Origin of the sequence: Bartonella gabonensis, from assembly GCF_903679515.1 — a bacterium.
GTDB classification, from domain to species: Bacteria; Pseudomonadota; Alphaproteobacteria; order Rhizobiales; family Rhizobiaceae; genus Bartonella; species Bartonella gabonensis.
In genome coordinates this window covers 18,212-38,234 of record NZ_CAHOYM010000009.1, presented here as the reverse complement: position 1 = coordinate 38,234, position 20,023 = coordinate 18,212, and the positions used below count along the sequence as shown (strand labels likewise).

The 20,023-nt window shown below is 38.3% G+C and carries 19 protein-coding genes; 15 read left to right on the top strand and 4 right to left on the bottom strand.

Features of this window, described 5'->3' with window-relative positions; translation table 11 throughout:
- Window positions 1-177: 177 nt before the first annotated feature.
- Complete coding sequence (locus HWX04_RS03250) at window positions 178-456, bottom strand: hypothetical protein (protein WP_175868789.1); 279 nt, start codon at window positions 454-456, stop codon at window positions 178-180.
- Window positions 457-488: 32 nt separating this feature from the next.
- Window positions 489-1,838, bottom strand: a complete 1,350-nt coding sequence (locus HWX04_RS03245) for a D-alanyl-D-alanine carboxypeptidase (RefSeq protein WP_175868788.1) — start codon at window positions 1,836-1,838, stop codon at window positions 489-491.
- A gap of 240 nt (window positions 1,839-2,078) precedes the next feature.
- Between HWX04_RS03245 and clpS the strand changes: the two genes are divergently transcribed.
- Both clpS and clpA read left to right on the top strand, forming a co-directional pair.
- Window positions 2,079-2,450 carry an ATP-dependent Clp protease adapter ClpS gene (gene clpS / locus HWX04_RS03240; RefSeq protein WP_175868800.1) on the top strand — a complete coding sequence of 124 codons (372 nt, stop codon included), beginning with the start codon at window positions 2,079-2,081 and terminating at the stop codon, window positions 2,448-2,450.
- 6 nt (window positions 2,451-2,456) lie between these two features.
- A complete protein-coding gene (clpA, locus tag HWX04_RS03235) occupies window positions 2,457-4,808 on the top strand; it encodes an ATP-dependent Clp protease ATP-binding subunit ClpA (protein WP_175868787.1) in 2,352 nt (783 codons plus the stop codon).
- A 7-nt stretch (window positions 4,809-4,815) separates the two neighbouring features.
- Here the strand turns inward: clpA and HWX04_RS03230 are convergent, their stop codons facing one another.
- On the bottom strand, window positions 4,816-5,238 hold the full coding sequence (locus HWX04_RS03230) for an HIT family protein (RefSeq protein ID WP_175868786.1): 423 nt from the start codon (window positions 5,236-5,238) through the stop codon (window positions 4,816-4,818).
- A 134-nt stretch (window positions 5,239-5,372) separates the two neighbouring features.
- On the bottom strand, window positions 5,373-5,834 hold the full coding sequence (locus HWX04_RS03225) for a RidA family protein (RefSeq protein ID WP_175868785.1): 462 nt from the start codon (window positions 5,832-5,834) through the stop codon (window positions 5,373-5,375).
- 145 nt (window positions 5,835-5,979) lie between these two features.
- Between HWX04_RS03225 and HWX04_RS03220 the strand changes: the two genes are divergently transcribed.
- From HWX04_RS03220 to lpxB, 13 genes are all read left to right on the top strand, one after another.
- Window positions 5,980-6,816 carry a cell envelope integrity EipB family protein gene (locus tag HWX04_RS03220; RefSeq protein ID WP_175868784.1) on the top strand — a complete coding sequence of 279 codons (837 nt, stop codon included), beginning with the start codon at window positions 5,980-5,982 and terminating at the stop codon, window positions 6,814-6,816.
- A 167-nt stretch (window positions 6,817-6,983) separates the two neighbouring features.
- Complete coding sequence (gene rpsB, locus HWX04_RS03215; RefSeq protein WP_175868783.1) at window positions 6,984-7,763, top strand: 30S ribosomal protein S2; 780 nt, start codon at window positions 6,984-6,986, stop codon at window positions 7,761-7,763.
- 98 nt (window positions 7,764-7,861) lie between these two features.
- Window positions 7,862-8,785 (top strand): translation elongation factor Ts, encoded by a 924-nt coding sequence (gene tsf, locus HWX04_RS03210; protein ID WP_175868782.1) that lies wholly within the window; start codon window positions 7,862-7,864, stop codon window positions 8,783-8,785.
- A 155-nt stretch (window positions 8,786-8,940) separates the two neighbouring features.
- Window positions 8,941-9,660: a UMP kinase gene (gene pyrH, locus HWX04_RS03205; RefSeq protein WP_175868781.1), complete on the top strand. Its 720-nt coding sequence runs from the start codon at window positions 8,941-8,943 to the stop codon at window positions 9,658-9,660.
- A 37-nt stretch (window positions 9,661-9,697) separates the two neighbouring features.
- Window positions 9,698-10,258, top strand: coding sequence for a ribosome recycling factor (gene frr / locus HWX04_RS03200; RefSeq protein WP_175868780.1), 561 nt, complete (start codon window positions 9,698-9,700; stop codon window positions 10,256-10,258).
- Window positions 10,259-10,930: 672 nt separating this feature from the next.
- Window positions 10,931-11,746: a phosphatidate cytidylyltransferase gene (locus tag HWX04_RS03195; RefSeq protein ID WP_175868779.1), complete on the top strand. Its 816-nt coding sequence runs from the start codon at window positions 10,931-10,933 to the stop codon at window positions 11,744-11,746.
- 14 nt (window positions 11,747-11,760) lie between these two features.
- The gene (locus tag HWX04_RS03190; RefSeq protein ID WP_175868778.1) at window positions 11,761-12,909 is read left to right on the top strand and encodes a M50 family metallopeptidase; all 1,149 of its coding nucleotides are present in this window, start codon (window positions 11,761-11,763) and stop codon (window positions 12,907-12,909) included.
- A gap of 203 nt (window positions 12,910-13,112) precedes the next feature.
- Entirely contained in the window at window positions 13,113-15,509 is a 2,397-nt protein-coding gene (bamA, locus tag HWX04_RS03185) for an outer membrane protein assembly factor BamA (protein WP_175868777.1), read from the top strand.
- Window positions 15,510-15,574: 65 nt separating this feature from the next.
- On the top strand, window positions 15,575-16,621 hold the full coding sequence (gene lpxD, locus HWX04_RS03180) for a UDP-3-O-(3-hydroxymyristoyl)glucosamine N-acyltransferase (RefSeq protein WP_175868776.1): 1,047 nt from the start codon (window positions 15,575-15,577) through the stop codon (window positions 16,619-16,621).
- A 1-nt stretch (window position 16,622) separates the two neighbouring features.
- Window positions 16,623-17,090, top strand: a complete 468-nt coding sequence (gene fabZ, locus HWX04_RS03175) for a 3-hydroxyacyl-ACP dehydratase FabZ (protein WP_175868775.1) — start codon at window positions 16,623-16,625, stop codon at window positions 17,088-17,090.
- 24 nt (window positions 17,091-17,114) lie between these two features.
- A complete protein-coding gene (lpxA, locus tag HWX04_RS03170) occupies window positions 17,115-17,939 on the top strand; it encodes an acyl-ACP--UDP-N-acetylglucosamine O-acyltransferase (RefSeq protein ID WP_175868774.1) in 825 nt (274 codons plus the stop codon).
- A gap of 2 nt (window positions 17,940-17,941) precedes the next feature.
- A complete protein-coding gene (locus HWX04_RS03165; protein ID WP_175868773.1) occupies window positions 17,942-18,814 on the top strand; it encodes an LpxI family protein in 873 nt (290 codons plus the stop codon).
- Entirely contained in the window at window positions 18,807-20,003 is a 1,197-nt protein-coding gene (lpxB, locus tag HWX04_RS03160; protein ID WP_175868772.1) for a lipid-A-disaccharide synthase, read from the top strand. Before HWX04_RS03165 ends, lpxB begins: the two co-directional genes overlap by 8 nt.
- Window positions 20,004-20,023: the final 20 nt, after the last annotated feature.

Here is a 20,023-nt window from a genome sequence, read left to right as displayed (position 1 = left end):
GGTATTCTTTGTCTCCTTAGAAAAGAGTTTGATTGGAAGCTTAAAGATATTGGATAATTGAAAAAGCCATCGACAATTCCCACGACTTAAGAAAGAAGTATGTCTATCAAAGGATTTTCTGAGACTCTAGATAAGGGTGCAATAATAGAATAATTCTTTTAAAAAAGCTTTGTAGAATTAAATATTTGTTGCTCCGAGACGAATTTTGATAGGGACATTACCAGTTTGACTCGCAACACGTAAATGAATGCGTACAGGAGGCATCATGAGACGGCGATTGCGCATTGTTTGGCAAATGAGAAGATTAACAAGAGATTGTGTATCTAATGCAGTCGAATTATATTTTAAACTGGTAAGTTTTACTGCAGCTTCGTGAAGAGAACGCAATGAAAGGAGGGATGATTGCTTCAATAATTTTTCTTTTTCATGGAATGAAGCAAAAGCATTATCTGTCATAATACTATCCTTAACGCAGAATTCAAAAACTTTTAGTAGGCTACAGTATAGCAGTTAAAATTTGCTTTCTTTAATGTAGAACAAACATCAAATGCTTCTTTTTTTGATTGAAATCCTGTGAACCGAGCTCGGTAATAACGCTGCCCATTTTTTTCAAACAGTTGCATATGTGAAGAAGCATTCTTTAAAGTAGAAAAAGCTGTATCTTTTGCTTTTAAAAGCAGAGTGTTTGCTTGTTTTTCACTAGGAAGAGAACCAATTTGGATAGCCCATCCGGCATTTGTGGACAAAGAAACGTTTACAATTTTATGAGTCTCAACCGGTATAGCTTTTTGAGGGTTAGGTATTGGTACAATTACCCTATTTACAGCCGTTATTGCGACATTGGAGTTTTTAGGTTGTTCTGCAAATGCTGTCAACATAGCCGAAGTGTCATCATCAAAATCACTTAAATTAGCTTTAATGGTTGGTATAGGCGTTTTTGCGCCAGTGGGTAAGTGATAGTGTACAGAAGCCATTAAACGTTCTCCACTTTTCATTTGGCTTGCTTGGGGCAAATATTTATTTAATAAGCTAGCCATGTGCTCATCACGTGCAGTAGATGATTTTCCTCCCATAACAACAGCAACAATAGAGCGCCCCTCAAGACGCATCGACGTTGCTAAATTAGAACCTGACATTTGTGTGTAACCTGTTTTAATTCCATCGACACCTTTCATTATTTTGACGAGATTATTGTGGCTGTTAATCGTATGCCCTCGGAAATTAAAACTTTTTATTTTGAACAATTTATATTGTTTTGGAAAATGTTTACGGAGTGCTAATGACAAAGTGGCTATATCTTGTGCCGTAGAATAATTATGCACATCCGGAAGTCCTGAAGCATTGGCAAAATGTGTATGTTTCATACCAAGTTTACGCGCTTTTGCTGTCATCATCCGAGCGAAATTTTTTTCACTCCCTCCAAGATATTCAGCAATGGCTGTAGCAACATCATTTGCAGATCTTGTAATGAGTGCTTTAGCGGCTGCTTCTGCAGAAATTGTTTGGCCTGCTTTAAATCCAATTTTTGTTGGTGGACGCATTGCTGCATAATGTGAAACAGGAATTGGAGTATTGGGTGTCACACGACGCATCTGCATAGCTTCAAACAGTAGGTACACTGTCATTATTTTTGTTAAAGAAGCAGGATAACGTTTCAGTGTTGCATTAGCTTGAAAGAGAGTTTTTCCGGTTGTTGCATCTATAACAATAGCCGCATACTTATCAGGATAGGCTCCTTGAGGTGTTGCTGATGCCCAACAGTAAGAAAAAGTTAACATAACGAAAGAAATTGCTATCTTTTTATAGCAGCGCATAATTTTTTGATTGTTAATATACACTTGCAGTATCCTATTTCTCCATTAACCCTGAAAAACTTCTATAAAGCTTCCTTTTCTGTAACGTGTTGACGCAGTTTAGAAGAATGGTATTACTAATTTATTTACAGAAGTTATTTTATGAGGGACTTCAATCTAACCATAGGGGAAAAGTCTTTATCTGTTTTTTTATACGAAAGAGGTATTGCAATAGTTTTGAAAGAACTTAAAATTAATAAAAAATTTGCTACATGGAAAATGATAATGGGACAAACACTCATAATAAACTCTATACTTCGCATTATACATAATGAAAAGGGCAAGAATTGGGCTGAAGATAGGCATGGTGCAGTTATAATACCTAAGACTAGAGTAAAATTCCAAAAACCTAAATTATATCGCGTTCTTTTATTTAATGATGATTACACACCCATGGATTTTGTTGTTTTCGTTTTGAAGAACTTTTTTAAAAAAAGTTTCGAAGAGGCAACGCGGATTATGTTAAATGTTCATCACAATGGGGTAGGCGAATGTGGAGTTTATACCTATGAAATAGCTGAAATGAAAATCGTACAAGTGAGGGAGTGTGCACGTCAAAATGAACATCCATTACAATGCGTAATGGAATGGAAGTGAGGAGTTATGCCATCTTTTACACCTAGTCTTGAAGAGGTTTTGCATCGTGCATTAACAATTGCCACTCAAGCTCGGCATGAATATGCAACATTAGAGCATCTTCTCCTTGCGCTGTTAGATGATGCTGATGCAAATTCTGTTATTCAGGCATGCCAAGTAGATGTGGAGGAATTACGCGAGCGTTTAACCAATTATCTTCGCTCAGAGTTAGATGAACAGATTAGAGCTGATGAGGATACAAAGCCTACAGCTTTTTTCCAGCGTGTTATCCAACGTGCAGTAATCCATGCGCAATCTGCTGGAAAGGATGAAGTATCAGGGGCAAATGTTCTTGTTGCAATTTTTTCTGAACGTGAAAGCCATGCAGCCTATTTTCTTCAAGAGATGGGAATGACACGCTATGATGCTGTACGTTTTATTTCACATGGTATTACGCGTGATGATGGATTATCCATGTTACTTGAAGGACTTGAAGAGCAATTAGATCAGCAGATTTCAGACAATGGTGAAAGGGTAACAAGTGCTTTAACGAGTTATTGTGTTGATCTCAATTGTAAAGCACAAAATGGGCAAATTGATTTATTAATTGGCCGTGAAAAAGAAATTTCACGCATGATTCAGATTTTATGTCGAAGATCAAAAAATAATCCGCTTTTGGTTGGTGATCCTGGAGTAGGAAAAACTGCTATCATTGAGGGATTGGCAAAGCGTATTGTTGATGGGCAAGTGCCTGAAGTTTTATCAAATGCAACGATATTTTCTCTTGATATGGGGGGGCTTGTTGCTGGTACACGTTATCGCGGTGATTTTGAAGAACGATTAAAGCAAGTTATTAAAGAGTTTGAGCTGTATCCAGATGCTATTTTATTTATCGATGAAATTCATACCTTAATTGGTACAGGGGCAACATTAGGGGGAAATATGGATGCAGCAAATCTTTTAAAACCTGCATTATCTTCTGGAACTATGCGATGTATTGGGTCAACAACTTACAGAGAATATCGAAAATTCTTTGAACAAGACCGTGCTTTAGAGCGCCGTTTTCAGAAGATTGATATTAATGAACCTTCTGTTCCTGATGCGATTAAGATTTTGCAGGGGATGAAACCTTACTTTGAAGATTTTCATCAGATCAAATATACAGATCAGGCGATGAAGGCATCCGTAGAATTATCTTCACGCTATATGGTTGATCGTAGATTACCTGACAAAGCAATTGATATTATTGATGAAAGTGGCGCAGCGCAAAAGCTTTTGCCACAAAAACAGCGCAAAAAAACGATAGGTGTTAAAGAAATTGAAGCAACCGTTGCTACAATTGCAAGGATTCCACCTAAAACAGTTTCGCGAAATGATCAGAAGATATTGAGTAAGCTTGAAAGAGAACTCAAGCATGTTGTTTATGGGCAAGATCAGGCAATTTCCGTTTTAGTTTCATCCATAAAATTGGCGCGAGCAGGTTTACGCGAGCCAGAGAAACCAATAGGAAGTTATTTATTTTCAGGACCAACAGGTGTTGGAAAAACTGAAGTTGCAAAACAGCTTGCAGCATCTTTAGGCATTGAACTCTTACGTTTTGATATGTCAGAATATATGGAACGCCATACGGTAGCGCGCTTAATTGGGGCTCCTCCAGGCTACATAGGGTTTGATCAAGGAGGTCTCCTTACAGATGCAGTTGATCAGAAGCCTCACGCAGTCCTATTGCTCGATGAGATTGAGAAAGCCCATCCAGAGTTATTTAATATTTTATTGCAGGTTATGGATTATGGTCGATTAACAGACCATAACGGTAAGAAAATTGATTTCCGCAATATTATCTTGATTATGACAACCAATGCTGGTGCTTCAGATATGGCAAAATCAGCTATTGGATTTGGGAAAGCCCATCGTGATGGTGAGGATATAGAGGCAATCAATCGGTTATTTACACCAGAATTTCGTAATCGGTTAGATGCAATTATTCCATTTGCGCCTTTATCTCACTTAACCATCAATCAGATCGTACAAAAATTTATTTTTCAACTTGAAGCACAATTGGCTGATCGAGGAATCTGTTTTGAATTAAGTCCTTCTGCAATTTTATGGCTTTCCAAAAAAGGATATGATTCTCAGATGGGAGCACGCCCATTAGGCCATGTTATACAAGAATATATTAAAAAGCCATTAGCGGATGAAATTCTATTTGGAAAGTTACGCAATGGCGGCATCGTTCGCGTATTGACACAAAAATCAAATGGCGACAAAGAAAGATTACAGTTAAAAATTTCTTCTTCCGATCTATCTGTTGGCTCAAAGAAAAATAAAATAAAAAATTTTACAAAAAAACATGTAGGAAAGAAAAGCACAATATCTTAAGAACATGTTACAAGGCAGCACGAATTTTTTTGGCATTCTCTTCAAGTATTTCTATAGGCGTTATCACCTCATTGTGAGAGGTAAGTTCGATTCCTTCCATACGTGGTATAATATGGAAATGGAGGTGATAAACGGTTTGTTGACTAGCCGCTTCATTCAATTGCATGATCGTTATGCCATCTGCTTGAAAGGCTTTTTTGACAGCATTAGCGATTTTTTGAACCGCTTTAATAACAGGAAATAATGTTTCAGTATCGGCATCAAGTAAGTTTCTAGAGCCTTTTTTAGGTATGACCAGCGTATGACCTGGTGCTTGTGGCATGATATCCAAGAATCCAATAACATCATCATCTTCGTAAACACGAACAGAAGGGATTTCATTACGAATTAATTTAGCAAAAATATTGTTATTGTCATAAGCTTGTTTCATACAAATATTTCCTTTTATTGTCAGTTTAGAATTCTAATTTCAAAACGGAAAAATGCAAGGTTTATCAGAGTGTAAGACAAAAAAATATTTTGACTTCAATTATCTTTAGAAGACGCACTACCTTTAATGAAGATTTAAATTTCTATGATGGCTTCAACTTCTACAGGAACATCCATAGGAAGGGAGGCAACGCCAATAGCAGAGCGGGCATGTTTCCCAATTTCACCAAGAATATTGACAAATAGATCAGAAGCTCCATTGGCGAMAAAAGGAATATCGGTAAAATGAGAATCGACCGCCACAAAAACAGTAATTTTTACCACGCGTTTTATTCTATTGAGGTCACCCAGAGTCGCTTTGAGTAGGGCGAGAATATTGAGAGCACAAGCTTCAGATGCTTTTTTGGCTTGTTCGATATTCACAGCTGCACCAACTTTACCGATGGCTATTAGTTTTCCATTTATAAGCGGGAGCTGCCCAGAAATAAAGAGCTGATTGCCACTTTGTGAAGTGGTGATGTAATTAGCAAGGGGTTGCATTGCTATTGGAAGAGTGATTCCAAATTTTTCTAAGTTTTTTTCAATCACATTGGTCATAATTTAAACTCCATAGCTGTTCTATAATATATTTATTGCATAACCTATTTTTTGATTTAAGGAAATGTGTGGTTAATTGAGAAATTAGCCTTTTTTGCCTTATTGTATGATGCTATGCAGCCGGGATAAAGTTTGGAAGTTGGGAATGATTAGAGCATTATTTATAATAATTTTATATGTTGTTTTTTTCTGTACGGCGAGAGCGGAAGAACCTATTTTTATTGTGCCTCATCGAGCAATTTATGATTTTCATCTCGATAGTGTTTCTCATGAAATGGCAATTTCTGGGATGTCAGGGCGAATGGTTTACGAGCTTACTGGTTCGGCATGCCAAGGCTATAGCACACGTTTTCGCTTTATTAGCCGTCTTCATCTTGAAGATATGCCGGTCCGTTTAACGGATCAGCAGACGACGAGTTATGAAACAGGAGATAGCCGCACATTTCGTTTTAATATTACCGATCAAGAGGGAGAAGAGGTTGCACATCGTGCTGAAGGGGTCGCGGAGCGAACGAAAGATGGTATTACAGTTACCTTAAAAAAGCCAAAGGAAAAAGAGTATAAGCTTGCAATGGCTGAATTTCCAATGATGCAACTAAAGAATATTATCCGCCATGCAAAAGCGGGGGATCATTTTTATAATGTTACTGTCTTTGATGGGACAAACAAAGCAGATAAAGTTACAAAAGAAAGTATCGTCATCGGGGAAAAGAGGGCCCTTTTATCTGATAGCGAGACGGAAAAAATGAGAAAATTGGATGAAGAAGAATATTGGCCTGTTACAATCTCTTATTTTGATGATGGTGAAAATAAAGATGGATTGCCGATTTATCAAAGCAGTTTTCTTTTACATGAGAATGGTGTCATGCGTGATATTCATATAGATTATGGAACTTTTTCAGTGCGTGCAAAATTAAACAGTCTTGAATTTCTTGAACTTGGAAAAGATCTTGATCAATGTAAAAATGTGAATATTAAATGATTGAAGAAAATGACTTGAAAAAGAATCAAATATTAGTATGTTTGCGCTATTCCACACGCGGAGTTTGGGTGTTTATAGATGATCTGTGAGAAAAGTCTAGCAAGCATCCGCCGGTAGTAGGTTTTCCTGCTTTTTCCGCGGAGGTTGAACCGGAAAGGATAAGATTTATGGCACTACCCGATTTTACTATGCACCAGCTTTTAGAAGCAGGTGTGCATTTTGGTCACCAGACTCATCGCTGGAATCCCAAAATGATCCCCTATATTTATGGTCAGCGTAATAATATTCATATTATTGATCTTTCTCAGACCGTTCCACTTTTACATCAAGCGCTTAAACTTGTTTCAGATACTGTTGCGCGTGGTGGCCGTATTCTCTTTGTGGGTACGAAACGGCAGGCATCGGAAATTATTGCTGATGCAGCAAATCGTTCCGCCCAATATTATGTTAATGCGCGTTGGCTTGGCGGTATGCTGACAAACTGGAAAACAATTTCCAATTCAATACATCGTTTGCGGAAGCTTGATAAAATTCTCGCGGCTGAAGCACAAGGTTTTACCAAAAAGGAACGTTTAAATCTTGAACGTGATCGTGAAAAGCTTAACCGTGCGCTTGGTGGTATTAAAGATATGGGGTCTGTTCCAGATCTTATCTTTGTTATTGATACAAATAAAGAAAATATTGCGCTCCAAGAAGCAAAACGTTTGGGCATTCCGGTGATTGCTATTATTGATACCAATTGTGATCCCGATGATGTAACACATCCAATACCAGGTAATGACGATGCTGCACGTGCAATTTCTCTTTATTGTGATCTTTTTGCTCGCGCTGCTCTTGATGGTATTGCGCGTCAGCAAGGTGCAATGGGTGTCGATTTAGGAGCTCAAGTTGATGCACCTGTGGAGCCTGTTTTGGAGGAAAATGCGGTTTCAGCAGTTTCTGAGTAATATAAAACGCCTAATTAAGGTATTTTTATTGTCTAAAGAAAAAGTTATAGGCGTGCAGAAAATGCACGCTTTCACTGTTACAGAATAAAGAGGCAAATATGAGCGTTACTGCTGTACAAGTAAAAGAACTTCGAGAATTATCTGGCGCTGGAATGATGGATTGTAAAGCAGCGTTGGCAGAAACCAATGGTGATATGGAAGCTGCTGTTGATTGGCTTCGTAAAAAAGGGATAGCTAAAGCAGATAAAAAGGCTGGTCGTACAGCCGCTGAGGGATTAATAGGCGTCGTATCAAAAGATTCATATGCAGTTTTGGTCGAGATTAATTCTGAAACAGATTTTGTTGCACGCAATGATGGATTTCAAGACATCGTGCGCAATGTAGCAACTGCGGGCTTGGATACGCCAGGTGATGTTGAATCTGTTTCTGTTTCTCTTTATCCAGGCTCTGAGAAGACTGTAGAGCTTACAATTAAAGACGCAATTGGTACAATTGGCGAAAATATGACGTTTCGTCGTTCCGCTAAACTCTCTGTTGAGAATGGTGTTGTTGCGACTTATATACACAATAGTGTGGCTGATGGGCTTGGAAAACTTGGTGTTTTGGTTGCAATTGAAACAACGGGAAATCAAGAAGCTGCTCTTGCTTTTGGCAGGCAGGTCGCAATGCATATTGCGGCAACCAATCCATTAGCGCTTACAGCACAAGATGTTGATACTGGTGCTGTTGAACGTGAAAAAGCAATTTTTTCAGATCAAGCACGTCAGTCTGGAAAACCTGAAAATATCATTGAAAAAATGGTTGAAGGGCGTATGCGTAAGTTTTTTGAAGAGGTTGTTTTGCTTTCTCAAGCTTTTGTTATGAATCCTGATATGACTGTTGAGGCTGCTTTAAAGGATGCTGAGAAATCAATTGGTGCTCCAGCGAAAATTACAGGCTTTGTTCGTTTTGCACTCGGTGAAGGTGTAGAAAAAGAGGAGTCTGATTTTGCTGCAGAGGTTGCGGCAGCAGCAAAAGGCTAGTTATTGCAAACTTTTGATCAGAGATTTAAAATCATCATTGGTTTTAGAAACTCTGATGGAAACAATGTAATTGTTGTGAGGGCGTCACGTGAAAAAAGTGGTGCCCTTCGTGGTGTCAAAAGCAAACAGTAAATATGCTTTTGAGGAGATTATGAATGTCATTATCACTTCCGTATAAACGTATTCTTTTAAAGGCTTCTGGTGAGGCTCTTATGGGGGGGCAGAGTTTTGGCATTGATGTTTCTGTTGTCGACCGTATTGCCGCTGATATTGCAGAAGTGCGTGCAATGGGGGTAGAAGTTGCGGTTGTTATCGGTGGGGGAAATATTTTTCGTGGTGTTGCTGTTGCTTCGCATGGTGGGGATCGCGTGACAGGTGATCATATGGGAATGCTTGCAACAGCTATTAATTCTTTAGCATTGCGAACATCATTGACAAAATTAGGTGTTGAAACTGTTGTACTCTCTGCGATTGCCATGCCACAAATTTGTGAAAGTTTCTCGCAACGTAAAGCAATAGCTTATATGAATCAGGGAAAAGTTGTTATTTTTGCGGGCGGCACGGGAAATCCATTTTTTACCACTGATTCTGCTGCGACTTTACGTGCAGCAGAAATCGGTGCGGATGTCCTTCTTAAAGGAACACAAGTCGATGGTATTTATTCAGCCGATCCAAAGATAGATCCTACGGCTAAGCGTTTTGATCAATTAACACATGTTGAAATTTTGCAATGGGGATTATCAGTTATGGATTCAACGGCGGTTACTTTAGCACGTGAGAATAACGTGCCGATTATTGTGTATTCCATTCATGAAAAAAGCGGTTTAGCTAAGGTCTTAAAAGGAACAGGGCGCTTTACAATAGTATCGGAATAAGGGTAAGCTTCAAAGGACAATTGGAGGAGATAGAAATATGAATGTTGCATCAATTATGGATGATCTGAAACGTCGCATGGATGGCGCTATTACGGCTTTTAAACATGAATTAGGCGGCTTGCGGACTGGGCGGGCGTCAGCGAGTTTATTAGAACCGTTGACTGTTGAATCTTATGGTTCTATTGTCCACATTCATCAGGTTGCTAATATTTCTGTTCCCGAACCTCGGATGCTTTCCGTTGCTGTATGGGATAAAACGATGGTAGGAGCTGTCGAGCGTGCTATTCGCGATTCTGGACTTGGTTTGAATCCCATAACTGATGGTACGAATTTACGTATTCCTTTACCTGAGTTGAATGAAGAACGTCGTAAAGAACTTGTAAAAATTGCGCATCACTATGCAGAGCAAGCGCGTGTTGCGACACGTCATGTTCGTCGTGATGGTATGGACAATTTGAAAAAGTTAGAAAAAGATGGTGAAATTGGGCAAGATGAAGCCCATAGTTTATCCGAAAAAGTGCAAAAACTCACAGATGAAACGATTGCTGATATCGATAAAATTTTAGCTGTGAAAGAATCTGAAATTATGCACGTTTAAGGCGGTTTTTTCGCTAGAAAAAATATTCTACTTCCAGTGTGTAATATTTTTATGGATAAGAATAGGAGGTTATGTGCATTCTGATAGCAAGGTGTGATGCAGGAAGCTATTTTATCGTCTTGATAGGGAAGAGATTGATTTAAAAGGGTTTATTCTTTAATCTGCGAGTGAATTTTCACCTTTACTGAAGGACATTATTTAACAGCATGATGAGAAACATTATGAGAGATGACTCTACTATTCTAAGGTGGGTTTGGAAAAATAATATAGTGCAAAAAATAATGCCTTACTCTTACCGCCCATTATAAAAGTTGTGCGTAGGATAATGGGGCAAATGGATGTTATCAGGCATAATTCATTTTTTAATGATGAAGAATTAGATAGAGGGGTTCTTTTATAGGAAAACATATATAAGTTAGTTTATGTGGGGCGCAGATAACCGCTTTTTCATTTTATATTTGAAAACTTATTTTAGGATTAACCTAGAGAGGGAAGATTTTTGATCTGCCTTCATTGATTATTCATCTTATAAGCGCTATCTTGGTAAACTGGATCATTTATGATAAATTATAAGAGAAATTTGCATAAGTATAAAAAAATACTGGGTAGGGAAGTTTTTCTTGCATCAATTTTAGAGCTTGTATTTTCTATTTTTATTGTTTGGATGTTGTTTTGTCTAATTTGGTTTATCGTGTTCTAACAGCTTTTGTGTTTGGCGTTATTGCTTTGTATTTAACATGGTTGGGAGGGGCCTCCTTTTTTCTGTTTGCATGGTGTATTGGCGGTTTTCTTYTTTWTGAGTGGATGAATATTACTCAAGAGAAGTGGTGTATTTTACAAAAGATATTAGCAAGTATTTTTTATTCTCTCTTTGGCTTTTTTTTAGTGTTGAATGTATCTGCTTCATTGGTTTTTTGTATTTTAATCGTATTGGCTGGAGTGTTGGCTCTTATATCTATAAAAAACAGTGGTTGGGTTTTTTGTGGTTTTTTATATGCATCTTTTCCTGTTGCGGCTTTATGCTTTTTACGGGATCATGAAGTTCTGGGGTTCCAAGTTGTTATTTTCTTATTTACGATAGTATGGGGAACTGACATTGGTGGATATTTTATTGGACATGCATTAGGGGGGCCTAAATTAGCACCACAATTTTCTCCTAATAAAACATGGTCAGGAGCACTTGGTGGTACATTTGTCGGCGTTTTCTGTGGTATATGGGTTGCTTTTGGATTTTTTGATATAAATTTAGCAAGTCTTTTTGTGCCACTCCTGACACTTGTTTTGTCAATTGTTTCACAATTGAGTGATTTAGGACAATCATGGCTTAAAAGAAGGTTTTCTGTTAAAGACTCCGGTTCTTTATTGCCTGGACATGGTGGCTTTATGGATCGTATGGATGGATTGGTAGGGGCAACGTGTCTGCTTTATTTAATTGGTTCATTGATGTCGGATATGGATGCACCTTTTAATCTTTTTAGTATGATTTAATGGGGAGAGATATTTTGGAACTTTTAAATCATATGGTCACTATGGGTGATCTTCTTTTAAGAAGTTTGAGTATTTTTGTCATCATTATGATTATCATTTTTGTGCACGAACTTGGGCATTATCTCATTGGTCGGTGGTGTGGTATTAAAGCGTTAGTTTTTTCACTTGGATTTGGACCACAAATAGCTAGTTACACAGATAAGCATGGCACAAAATGGCGTTTATCACTTATCCCCTTAGGAGGTTATGTCAAGTTTGTTGGAGAAGAAGAAAAAAACGATACGCTATTATCTTCATCATCTCAGATTGTTTACGGTTCATTTGCCAGTGCGCGTGCTTGGAAAAAAGCAGCAACTGTTTTTGCTGGTCCCTTTTTCAATGCTCTTTTTACTGTTGTTATTCTAACGTTTTTTTTCTTTATTTATGGTCGTGTTGTCATTGAACCCGTTGTTGGTTCTTTGGTAAAAGATAGCCCTGCTATTCAGTCCGGTTTGAAATTAGGAGACCGTTTTGTTGAAATGGATGGTCAACGGGTTGAAAGTTTTGAAGATTTGATGAATTATGTAGCTTTTCATGGAAGAGAACCGATAGAGTTTAAAATAGAACGCATGGGGCGCGTGTTTACAACGGTCATTACCCCGAAAGTTGTTGAGCGAGATGATGGATTTGGGAATCGAACACAAAGTGCTATGATCGGTGTAGGTGTTCCTGTTGATTTAAATAATTCTGCACGTTTAGATCCAAATTATATACAACATATTCGCTATGGTTTTGTAACAGCTATAAGAGAAGCATTAAACCGTACAGTGTTTATTACCACTCAAACTGTTCTTTTTATGAGTCGTTTAATTGGAGGCAAAGAAGATCGTTGTCAGCTAAGTGGGCCTTCTAGAACCGTTAAGATTGCTTGGAAAGTAAGCGAGACAGGTTTTATCTCTTTATTGAATTTGTCCGCTTTTCTTTCAATAAGCATTGGGCTTATTAATCTGTTTCCGATTTTACCGCTTGATGGTGGGCATCTTTTATTTCATATCATTGAAGTCATTACTGGGAGGAAAATCTCCGTTAAAATTCAGGGGATTTTTTTTCGTTTAGGTTTTTCCTTTCTTCTCCTGTTTATAATTTTTGCCTTCCTTAATGATTATTTTTGTTGGTTTAGCTAATTAAATTATGGAAAACGCTTTATAAATTGGGTAATAATAGCAAAAGCAAATTGAAGGTTGTTTACCATGTCTGCAAAATATTGTGGCGTCGTACATTGTAATGAGTAATTAAGGCATGAAAAGTATCACTGTAAAAAGGTTGTTATGGCAGTTAGCTTTTTAAGGCATCATGTCCAAGGAACAAGAGTAAGGTAAAAAAGCCAATGACTACGAATTCAAAGTTTTTAAATGCAGCATCTGTGTTGGTGTTAAAGATGGGGATGATTGCCCCAGCAACGGTTTTTATGTCAATTGCTGCGATTGGAGAAATACAAGCATCTGTAGTCCGTTCTATTGAGGTCCGTGGGAATAAGTTTGTAAGTTCTCAGGCGATTCGGGACAATATGGGTATTAAGGCTGGGCAAGGGATTTCCAGTGGTGATGTTGATCATGCTGTGAAGAATCTTTTCGAATTAGGTTTATTTTATGATGTTAAAATAAATCAAGTAGGTGATAAATTGATTGTATTCGTAAAAGAATATGAGGTTGTCAATCAAATATTATTTCAGGGAAATAAATCTTTTAAAGACCCAGATCTTAAACGGTTTATTTCTTTAAAGCCAAATGAGCCTTTTAATTCTGCTAAGCTTTCTGCTGATATAAATACAATTCGTGAAGCTTATAAAACACTTGGTCGTAATAATATCACTGTTAACGTTCAAACAATTAACCTTGGAAAAGGCCGTGTTAATGTGGTGTTTAATGTTGTTGAAGGACAAAAAACAAAGATTAGTAATATTACTTTTAAGGGAAATACTATCTTTGCAAGTAGCCGGTTGCGTGATGTGATTTCGACAAAATCTTCAGGACTTTTTTCGAAGTTGTTGGGAGGCGATGTTTACAGTGAAGAGCGCCTCGCTGCTGATGAAGAAGCTTTACGTCGCTTTTATTATAATCGTGGTTATGCAGATTTTCGTGTCGTTTCTTCTAAAGCGACTTTTGATGCTGCAAGCAATACGTATAAAATTTCTTTCGTTCTAGATGAAGGTCCACGCTATAAAATTAGTGATATTCAGGTTGAAAGTGATATTGATGGAATTGACATTCAATCCGTGAAGGGCAAGCTTAAAACCCAGCCAGGTCATGTTTATAGTGCAGAAGATATTGAACAGTCTGTTGCTATGATTAATAATAAGGTTGCTGATTCGGGATATGCTTTTGCTAAGGTTGAACCACGGGGAAACCGTAATTTAGCAAATCATACAATTTCAATTTTATATAATATTGAACAAGGTACACGTGCTTATATTCAGCGTATTGATATACGTGGCAATGAGAAAACGCGTGATTACGTCATTCGTCGTGAGATTGATTTAAATGAAGGAGATGCTTACAATCAAACTTTATTACAGCGGGCGAAGCGTCGTCTAGAAAGTTTAGGTTTTTTCAAAGCCGTTAATATTTCAATGGTTCCAACTGAGCAATCCGACCAAGTTATTTTGGTGATAGATGTTGTTGAAGCTTCAACAGGAGACCTCTCTCTTTCTGGAGGATATACAACAGGGGGAACAAGCCCTGGTATGTCACTTGAAGTTTCTGTTACTGAGCGTAATCTTGGGGGACGTGGTCAGTACGTTCGTTTGGGACTAGGAGCGGGTCAAGAAAAATCTCGTAATTATAATTTATCATTTGTTGATCCTTACTTCTTAGGGTACCGCTTATCAGCTGGTGTTGATGTTTTTCGCAGCACTTATCGTGCTGATAAAGCCTATGATGTACGACAGACAGGGGGATCACTACGGTTTTCGTTGCCGATTAATAATCAATTATCTGCGAATGTCGCTTATTCTTATGTCCAAGAAGAATATGATTTTGGCGGAGAGTATGATTTCGAAAAAGAGAGTGATATAATAGAATTATATGGGAAATATTCTGGTGCGATTGTTCAAGCAGCAAAGCAAAGCCCTTGGAAACGTTCATCAATTAGTTATGGTTTAACCTATAATACGATTGATGATATGAGAAACCCCCATGATGGATGGTATGCGCATCTTCTACAGGAATATGCTGGACTTGGCGGGAGTGCAAAGTTCTTGAAGACCACGGGTAAGGCGATGATGTACAAGACTCTTTCTGATCAGAGGGATATTGTTGGTTTGCTTTCCTTTGGTGGTGGTTATATCCACGAAATAGGTAAAGAAGGTGTTCGTATTTTCGATATGTTTAAGGCGAATACTGATATGATCCGAGGGTTCAAATACAATGGAATAGGTCCACGTCAGGTTTCCAGTAAAGGTGAAGTTTATTTCTTAGGTGGGACGACATATATGAATGCGACTGCTGAAGTACAGTTTCCCATTCCTGTTGTGCCCGAAGGATTCGGATTACGCGGTGCTTTATTTGCAGATGTTGCTACGCTCTATGGTAATAATTATAAAGCCGTTTTTAAGGGTGAACCGCCTGTTACCAATACCAAAAGAGCTTGGCGCTCATCTGCAGGTGTGAGTTTGATGTGGGATTCTCCATTTGGTCCTTTGCGTTTTGATTATGCTTGGCCAATAACAAAGCAGGAGGGAGATCGTTTGCAGCAATTAAACTTTGGTATTTCTACGAAGTTCTGATTTGAGTTATTTTAAGAAGGAAAAACTTGAAGAGAATAGCTTAAGCTGGGAGAGAAAGTGTTTTGATGGCGGATACATTTTTTTTTACGCCGTCCCGGCAATTAACAGTTGCAAATGTTGCTGAGTTGACGGGTGCAAAGCTTCTTAATCGAGAGTTTTCTCATAAGGTTATCAATACTCTTTCTTCGCTTGAGAGTGCTGTGGAAGGCTCTCTTGTTTTTGTGGAGCATCGGAAATTTTCTGATGCTCTACTAGAGAATTCTGCTGTTGCTGTTTTTTGTACGAATGATATCGTTTTTAAAGTTCCAGACACTATGGCAATTTTGGTGACATCCACACCACAGCGTGATTTTGCTCAGATTGGTCGTATTTTGTTTCCTGATTCTGTCAAGCCAATGCCTTGGTTGGGACAAAAAGAGATTTCACCGCATGCACATATTCATCCAACGGCTAAATTTGCCCATGATGTGTGTATTGAAGCAGGAGCTGTTGTCGGTCGAAATGTTGAGATTGGTGCAGGAACGCTTATTTCATCCACAGCTGTTATCGGTGAAAATTGCCGTATTGGATGTGACTGCTATATTGGTCCTAAAGTAACCATTCAGTGTTCTTTAATAGGTGATAGGGTTCAGCTTTATCCTGGTGTTTGCATTGGGCAAGATGGTTTTGGTTATGTTGGCGGAGGGGCTGGAATCGAGAAAATTCCACAACTTGGTCGCGTTATTATTGAGGATGGTGTGGAAATTGGTGCGAACACCACGATTGATCGAGGAACATTTCAAGATACTATTATTGGAGAAGGAAGCAAGATTGATAATCTTGTACAAATTGCCCACAATGTAAAAATTGGTCGTTATTGCCTTATTGCTGCTCAATGTGGAATCGCGGGAAGTACATCGATAGGCGATATGTCTCAGCTTGGCGGGGGGGTTGGAGTATCGGATCATATTGTAATAGGTAAATCTGTTCAGATCGCTGGTCGCAGTGCTGTTATGAATGACATTCCGGATGGTGAAAAATGGGGAGGTAGTCCAGCGCGACCATTTAAACAATGGTTTCGTGAAGTCGCGACATTGCGCAGTATGGGAAAAATTAAAAAGGAGAAGAGCTGAGATGATCAGCACTGAAGGAATGAGAGATTTAGAGGCTGTTGATATTGGAAAACTTCTATCAATATTACCACACCGTTATCCATTTTTATTGATCGATCGTATCGTTGATATTGATGGTGAACAAGAAGCTATTGGTATTAAAAATGTAACGATTAACGAGCCACATTTTACGGGACATTTTCCCGCAAAACCTATTATGCCTGGAGTTTTGATTTTAGAAGCTATGGCACAAACGGCCGGAGCAATAGCACTTTTAAATTTAGGTAATAAGCAAACAAATTTAGTTTACCTTATGACGGTTGATAATGCGAAATTTCGTAAGCCGGTTATGCCTGGTGATCAGCTTAAAATTCATGTTCAGCTTTTGAAAAAGAGATCTGGTATGAGGCGTTTTTTGTGTGTTGCAAAAGTAGAAGATGTCCGCGTCGCTGAAGCAGAAATTGCTGCGATGATTGTTGAAGAAGAATAAATGATATTTGATGGGAATTAAAAAATGTCCGGTACGAAAATCCATCCAACTGCTCTTGTGGAGAAGGGAGCGCAGCTTGGTGAGAATGTACGCGTTGGGCCATTTTGCCATATTAGTTCAGAGGCTGTTATTGGTGATGAATGTAGTTTGACAAGTCATGTTGTAATAATGGGAAAGACAACGTTAGGAGCCAAGAGTAAAGTATTTTCTCATGCAGTTTTGGGGGCAGATCCGCAAAATAATAAACATAAAGGGGGAGCTACGACCCTTTCTATCGGTAAGAATTGTACGATTCGTGAAGGCGTCACAATGCATAGAGGCTCGGATTCAAGTGTGGGAATGACAGTTGTTGGTGATAATTGCCAATTTTTTTGTTATGCGCATATCGCTCATGATTGTCATGTTGGCAATTATGTAACATTTGCTAATAATGCAATGATTGCTGGTCATGTTACTGTTGGTGATTATGTGATTATCGGTGGTGGTGCTGCTGTTCATCAATTTGTTCGTGTTGGGCATCATGCATTTATCGGCGGTGTATCTGCACTGGTGGGTGATCTGATTCCTTATGGAACAGCTGTTGGTGTGCAGGCAAAACTTGCTGGACTCAATATTATTGGTATGAAGCGTGCAGGGCTTGAGCGTCGAGATATTCACGCACTTCGTCATGCGGTTGCTATGCTTTTTGATCATAGCAAGCCATTTAAAGAACGTGTTAGCGATGTTGCTTCTTTCTATTCGTCTTCTCAGTCGGTTTCTGATGTTGTTAATTTTATTAAAGAAGAAGGAAAGCGTTTTTATTGTACACCAAAGTATGAAAGTGATAGAATAAAAGAACATAAGGATTAAAAATGTCTATTTGGGGTGGCAGAAATTTTCCTTCCGTCCGTACTGCTATTATAGCAGGAAGTGGTGCTCTACCGATTACTGTTGCGCAGGCTCTTGAGAAGAATGGGGAGAATCCTTTTCTTGTTCTTTTGCATGGTGAGGCCGATTCTTTTCTTTATCGCTATGAGCACTGCGAGTTATCAATTGTAGAGTTAGCGCGACTCGTTAAAATTTTAAAAGAGGCTGGTGTTTATAATATTGTTTTGGCAGGTGGGGTCAAAAAGCGACCACTTCTTAAACAATTACGATTGGACTGGACAACATTTTTAGCTCTTCCTAAGTTAATTGGAGCTTTGAGGAGGGGGGATGATGCGTTATTAAAAGCTTTTATACGGGTTATTGAATCGCATGGTTTTTGTGTTATCGGTGCTCACGAAATAGTCCCAGATCTTGTAGCTCCCATAGAATTTAATTTAACAGTACGGCGTGCTACGCAGAAAGAAAAGAAAGATATTTTTTTAGCAGCGCAAGCAGCAAAGCTTTTAGGTCAATTGGATATCGGGCAAGCCGTTGTCGTTGTTCAAGGAAGGGTGGTTGCTCTGGAGGGTTCTGAGGGAACTGATAATATGTTGTGGCGTGTTTGTGAAATGCGAGAAAGAGGACAAATTCCTCCTAAAGGTGGTGTTCTTGTTAAATGTGCAAAGCCCCAACAAGATCATCGTGTTGATTTACCATCAATTGGACCTGCGACAATAATGAATATAGCAAAAAGTGGATTATCTGGCATTGCGGTGGAGGCAAATAAAAGTCTTATATTATCAGCAAAAAAAACAATAGAAAAAGCCAACCAATATTCCTTATTTATAGAAACATTTGAAAGGTTTGATCATGCATAATTGTTGTTTAAAAATTGCTATTGTTGCAGGTGAAGAATCTGGTGATTTTCTTGGAGCGGATTTGATTTCTTGTTTAGCACAACAGACAGGATGTAATATTCAGTTGATTGGTGTTGGGGGAAGACATTTAGAAGCATTAGGCTTAAAGAGCTTTTTTGATTCTCATGATATTGCTTTAATTGGTTTGAAGGAAGTTTTAAAAAAACTACCATCATTGCTGATGCATATTCGTAATTTGTCCAAGTTTATCGTACAAGAACAGCCAGATTGTTTAATTCTTATTGATAGTCCTGATTTTACCCATCGTGTTGCAAAAAAGGTGCGTATTCTAGCGCCTTCTATTCCTATCATTAAATATGTTGCACCATCCGTTTGGGCATGGCGTCCAGAGCGCGCTAAGGTGATGCGCAAGTTTATTGACCATATTTTAGCAGTTTTTCCTTTTGAAGAAAAAATTATGCAGGATTTGAGAGGTCCTGCCACTACCTATGTTGGGCATCCTCTTCTGACACATCCTCCGCTTTTGGCGATTCAAGCGGAAAAAAAATACCAAGCAGAGAAAAAAAAATTGTCTTGTAAACAAACATCATCGCCTACATTAGTTCTTTTGCCAGGATCACGCCATTCAGAGATTCGTTCTTTAATGCCGTCTTTTCGAGAAGCAGTAGAAATTCTTACACAACGTATTCCTCATTTAAATATTATTTTACCAACCTTACCACGTTTGGTGGATGAACTTCGTAATTTTGTACAGAGCTGGACAAGCAAAGTAGAAATTGTTGTGGGTGAAGATGCAAAATGGCGTGCTTTTGCACAAGCAGATGTTGCACTTGCATCACATGGAACAGTTTCATTAGAATTAGCATTAGTAAAAGTTCCCATGGTTCTTTGCTATAAATTGGATCTTTTCTCTAAGTTATTCATTCTTCCTAAAATAACGTTATGGAGTGCTGCTCTTCCAAATATTATTTCTGATAGACCTATTATGCCAGAATATCTGAATGAATTTATACGCCCTGGTATGTTAGCAAGACAGGTAGAGCAACTGTTATATAATCCTTTATTGCGCCAGGCTCAACTTGATGCTTTTGAGGTGGTGGAACAGAAAATGAAAACTGAAGTCCCATCGGGACTTGTTGGTGCGCAAAAAATTATCACTCTTTTAAAAAGTAAGGATAAAATTGTATAAATAAAATAATATCTTAATGA

Coding starts and splice junctions, on each gene's coding strand:
- tsf (WP_175868782.1), top strand. CDS start 7,862: ATGAGCGTTACTGCTGTACAAGTAAAAGAACTTCGAGAATTATCTGGC.
- clpA (WP_175868787.1), top strand. CDS start 2,457: ATGCCATCTTTTACACCTAGTCTTGAAGAGGTTTTGCATCGTGCATTA.
- HWX04_RS03220 (WP_175868784.1), top strand. CDS start 5,980: ATGATTAGAGCATTATTTATAATAATTTTATATGTTGTTTTTTTCTGT.
- HWX04_RS03230 (WP_175868786.1), bottom strand. CDS start 5,238: ATGAAACAAGCTTATGACAATAACAATATTTTTGCTAAATTAATTCGT.
- frr (WP_175868780.1), top strand. CDS start 9,698: ATGAATGTTGCATCAATTATGGATGATCTGAAACGTCGCATGGATGGC.
- HWX04_RS03250 (WP_175868789.1), bottom strand. CDS start 456: ATGACAGATAATGCTTTTGCTTCATTCCATGAAAAAGAAAAATTATTG.
- HWX04_RS03165 (WP_175868773.1), top strand. CDS start 17,942: ATGTCTATTTGGGGTGGCAGAAATTTTCCTTCCGTCCGTACTGCTATT.
- bamA (WP_175868777.1), top strand. CDS start 13,113: ATGACTACGAATTCAAAGTTTTTAAATGCAGCATCTGTGTTGGTGTTA.
- lpxD (WP_175868776.1), top strand. CDS start 15,575: ATGGCGGATACATTTTTTTTTACGCCGTCCCGGCAATTAACAGTTGCA.
- pyrH (WP_175868781.1), top strand. CDS start 8,941: ATGTCATTATCACTTCCGTATAAACGTATTCTTTTAAAGGCTTCTGGT.
- lpxB (WP_175868772.1), top strand. CDS start 18,807: ATGCATAATTGTTGTTTAAAAATTGCTATTGTTGCAGGTGAAGAATCT.
- rpsB (WP_175868783.1), top strand. CDS start 6,984: ATGGCACTACCCGATTTTACTATGCACCAGCTTTTAGAAGCAGGTGTG.
- lpxA (WP_175868774.1), top strand. CDS start 17,115: ATGTCCGGTACGAAAATCCATCCAACTGCTCTTGTGGAGAAGGGAGCG.
- fabZ (WP_175868775.1), top strand. CDS start 16,623: ATGATCAGCACTGAAGGAATGAGAGATTTAGAGGCTGTTGATATTGGA.
- clpS (WP_175868800.1), top strand. CDS start 2,079: ATGGGACAAACACTCATAATAAACTCTATACTTCGCATTATACATAAT.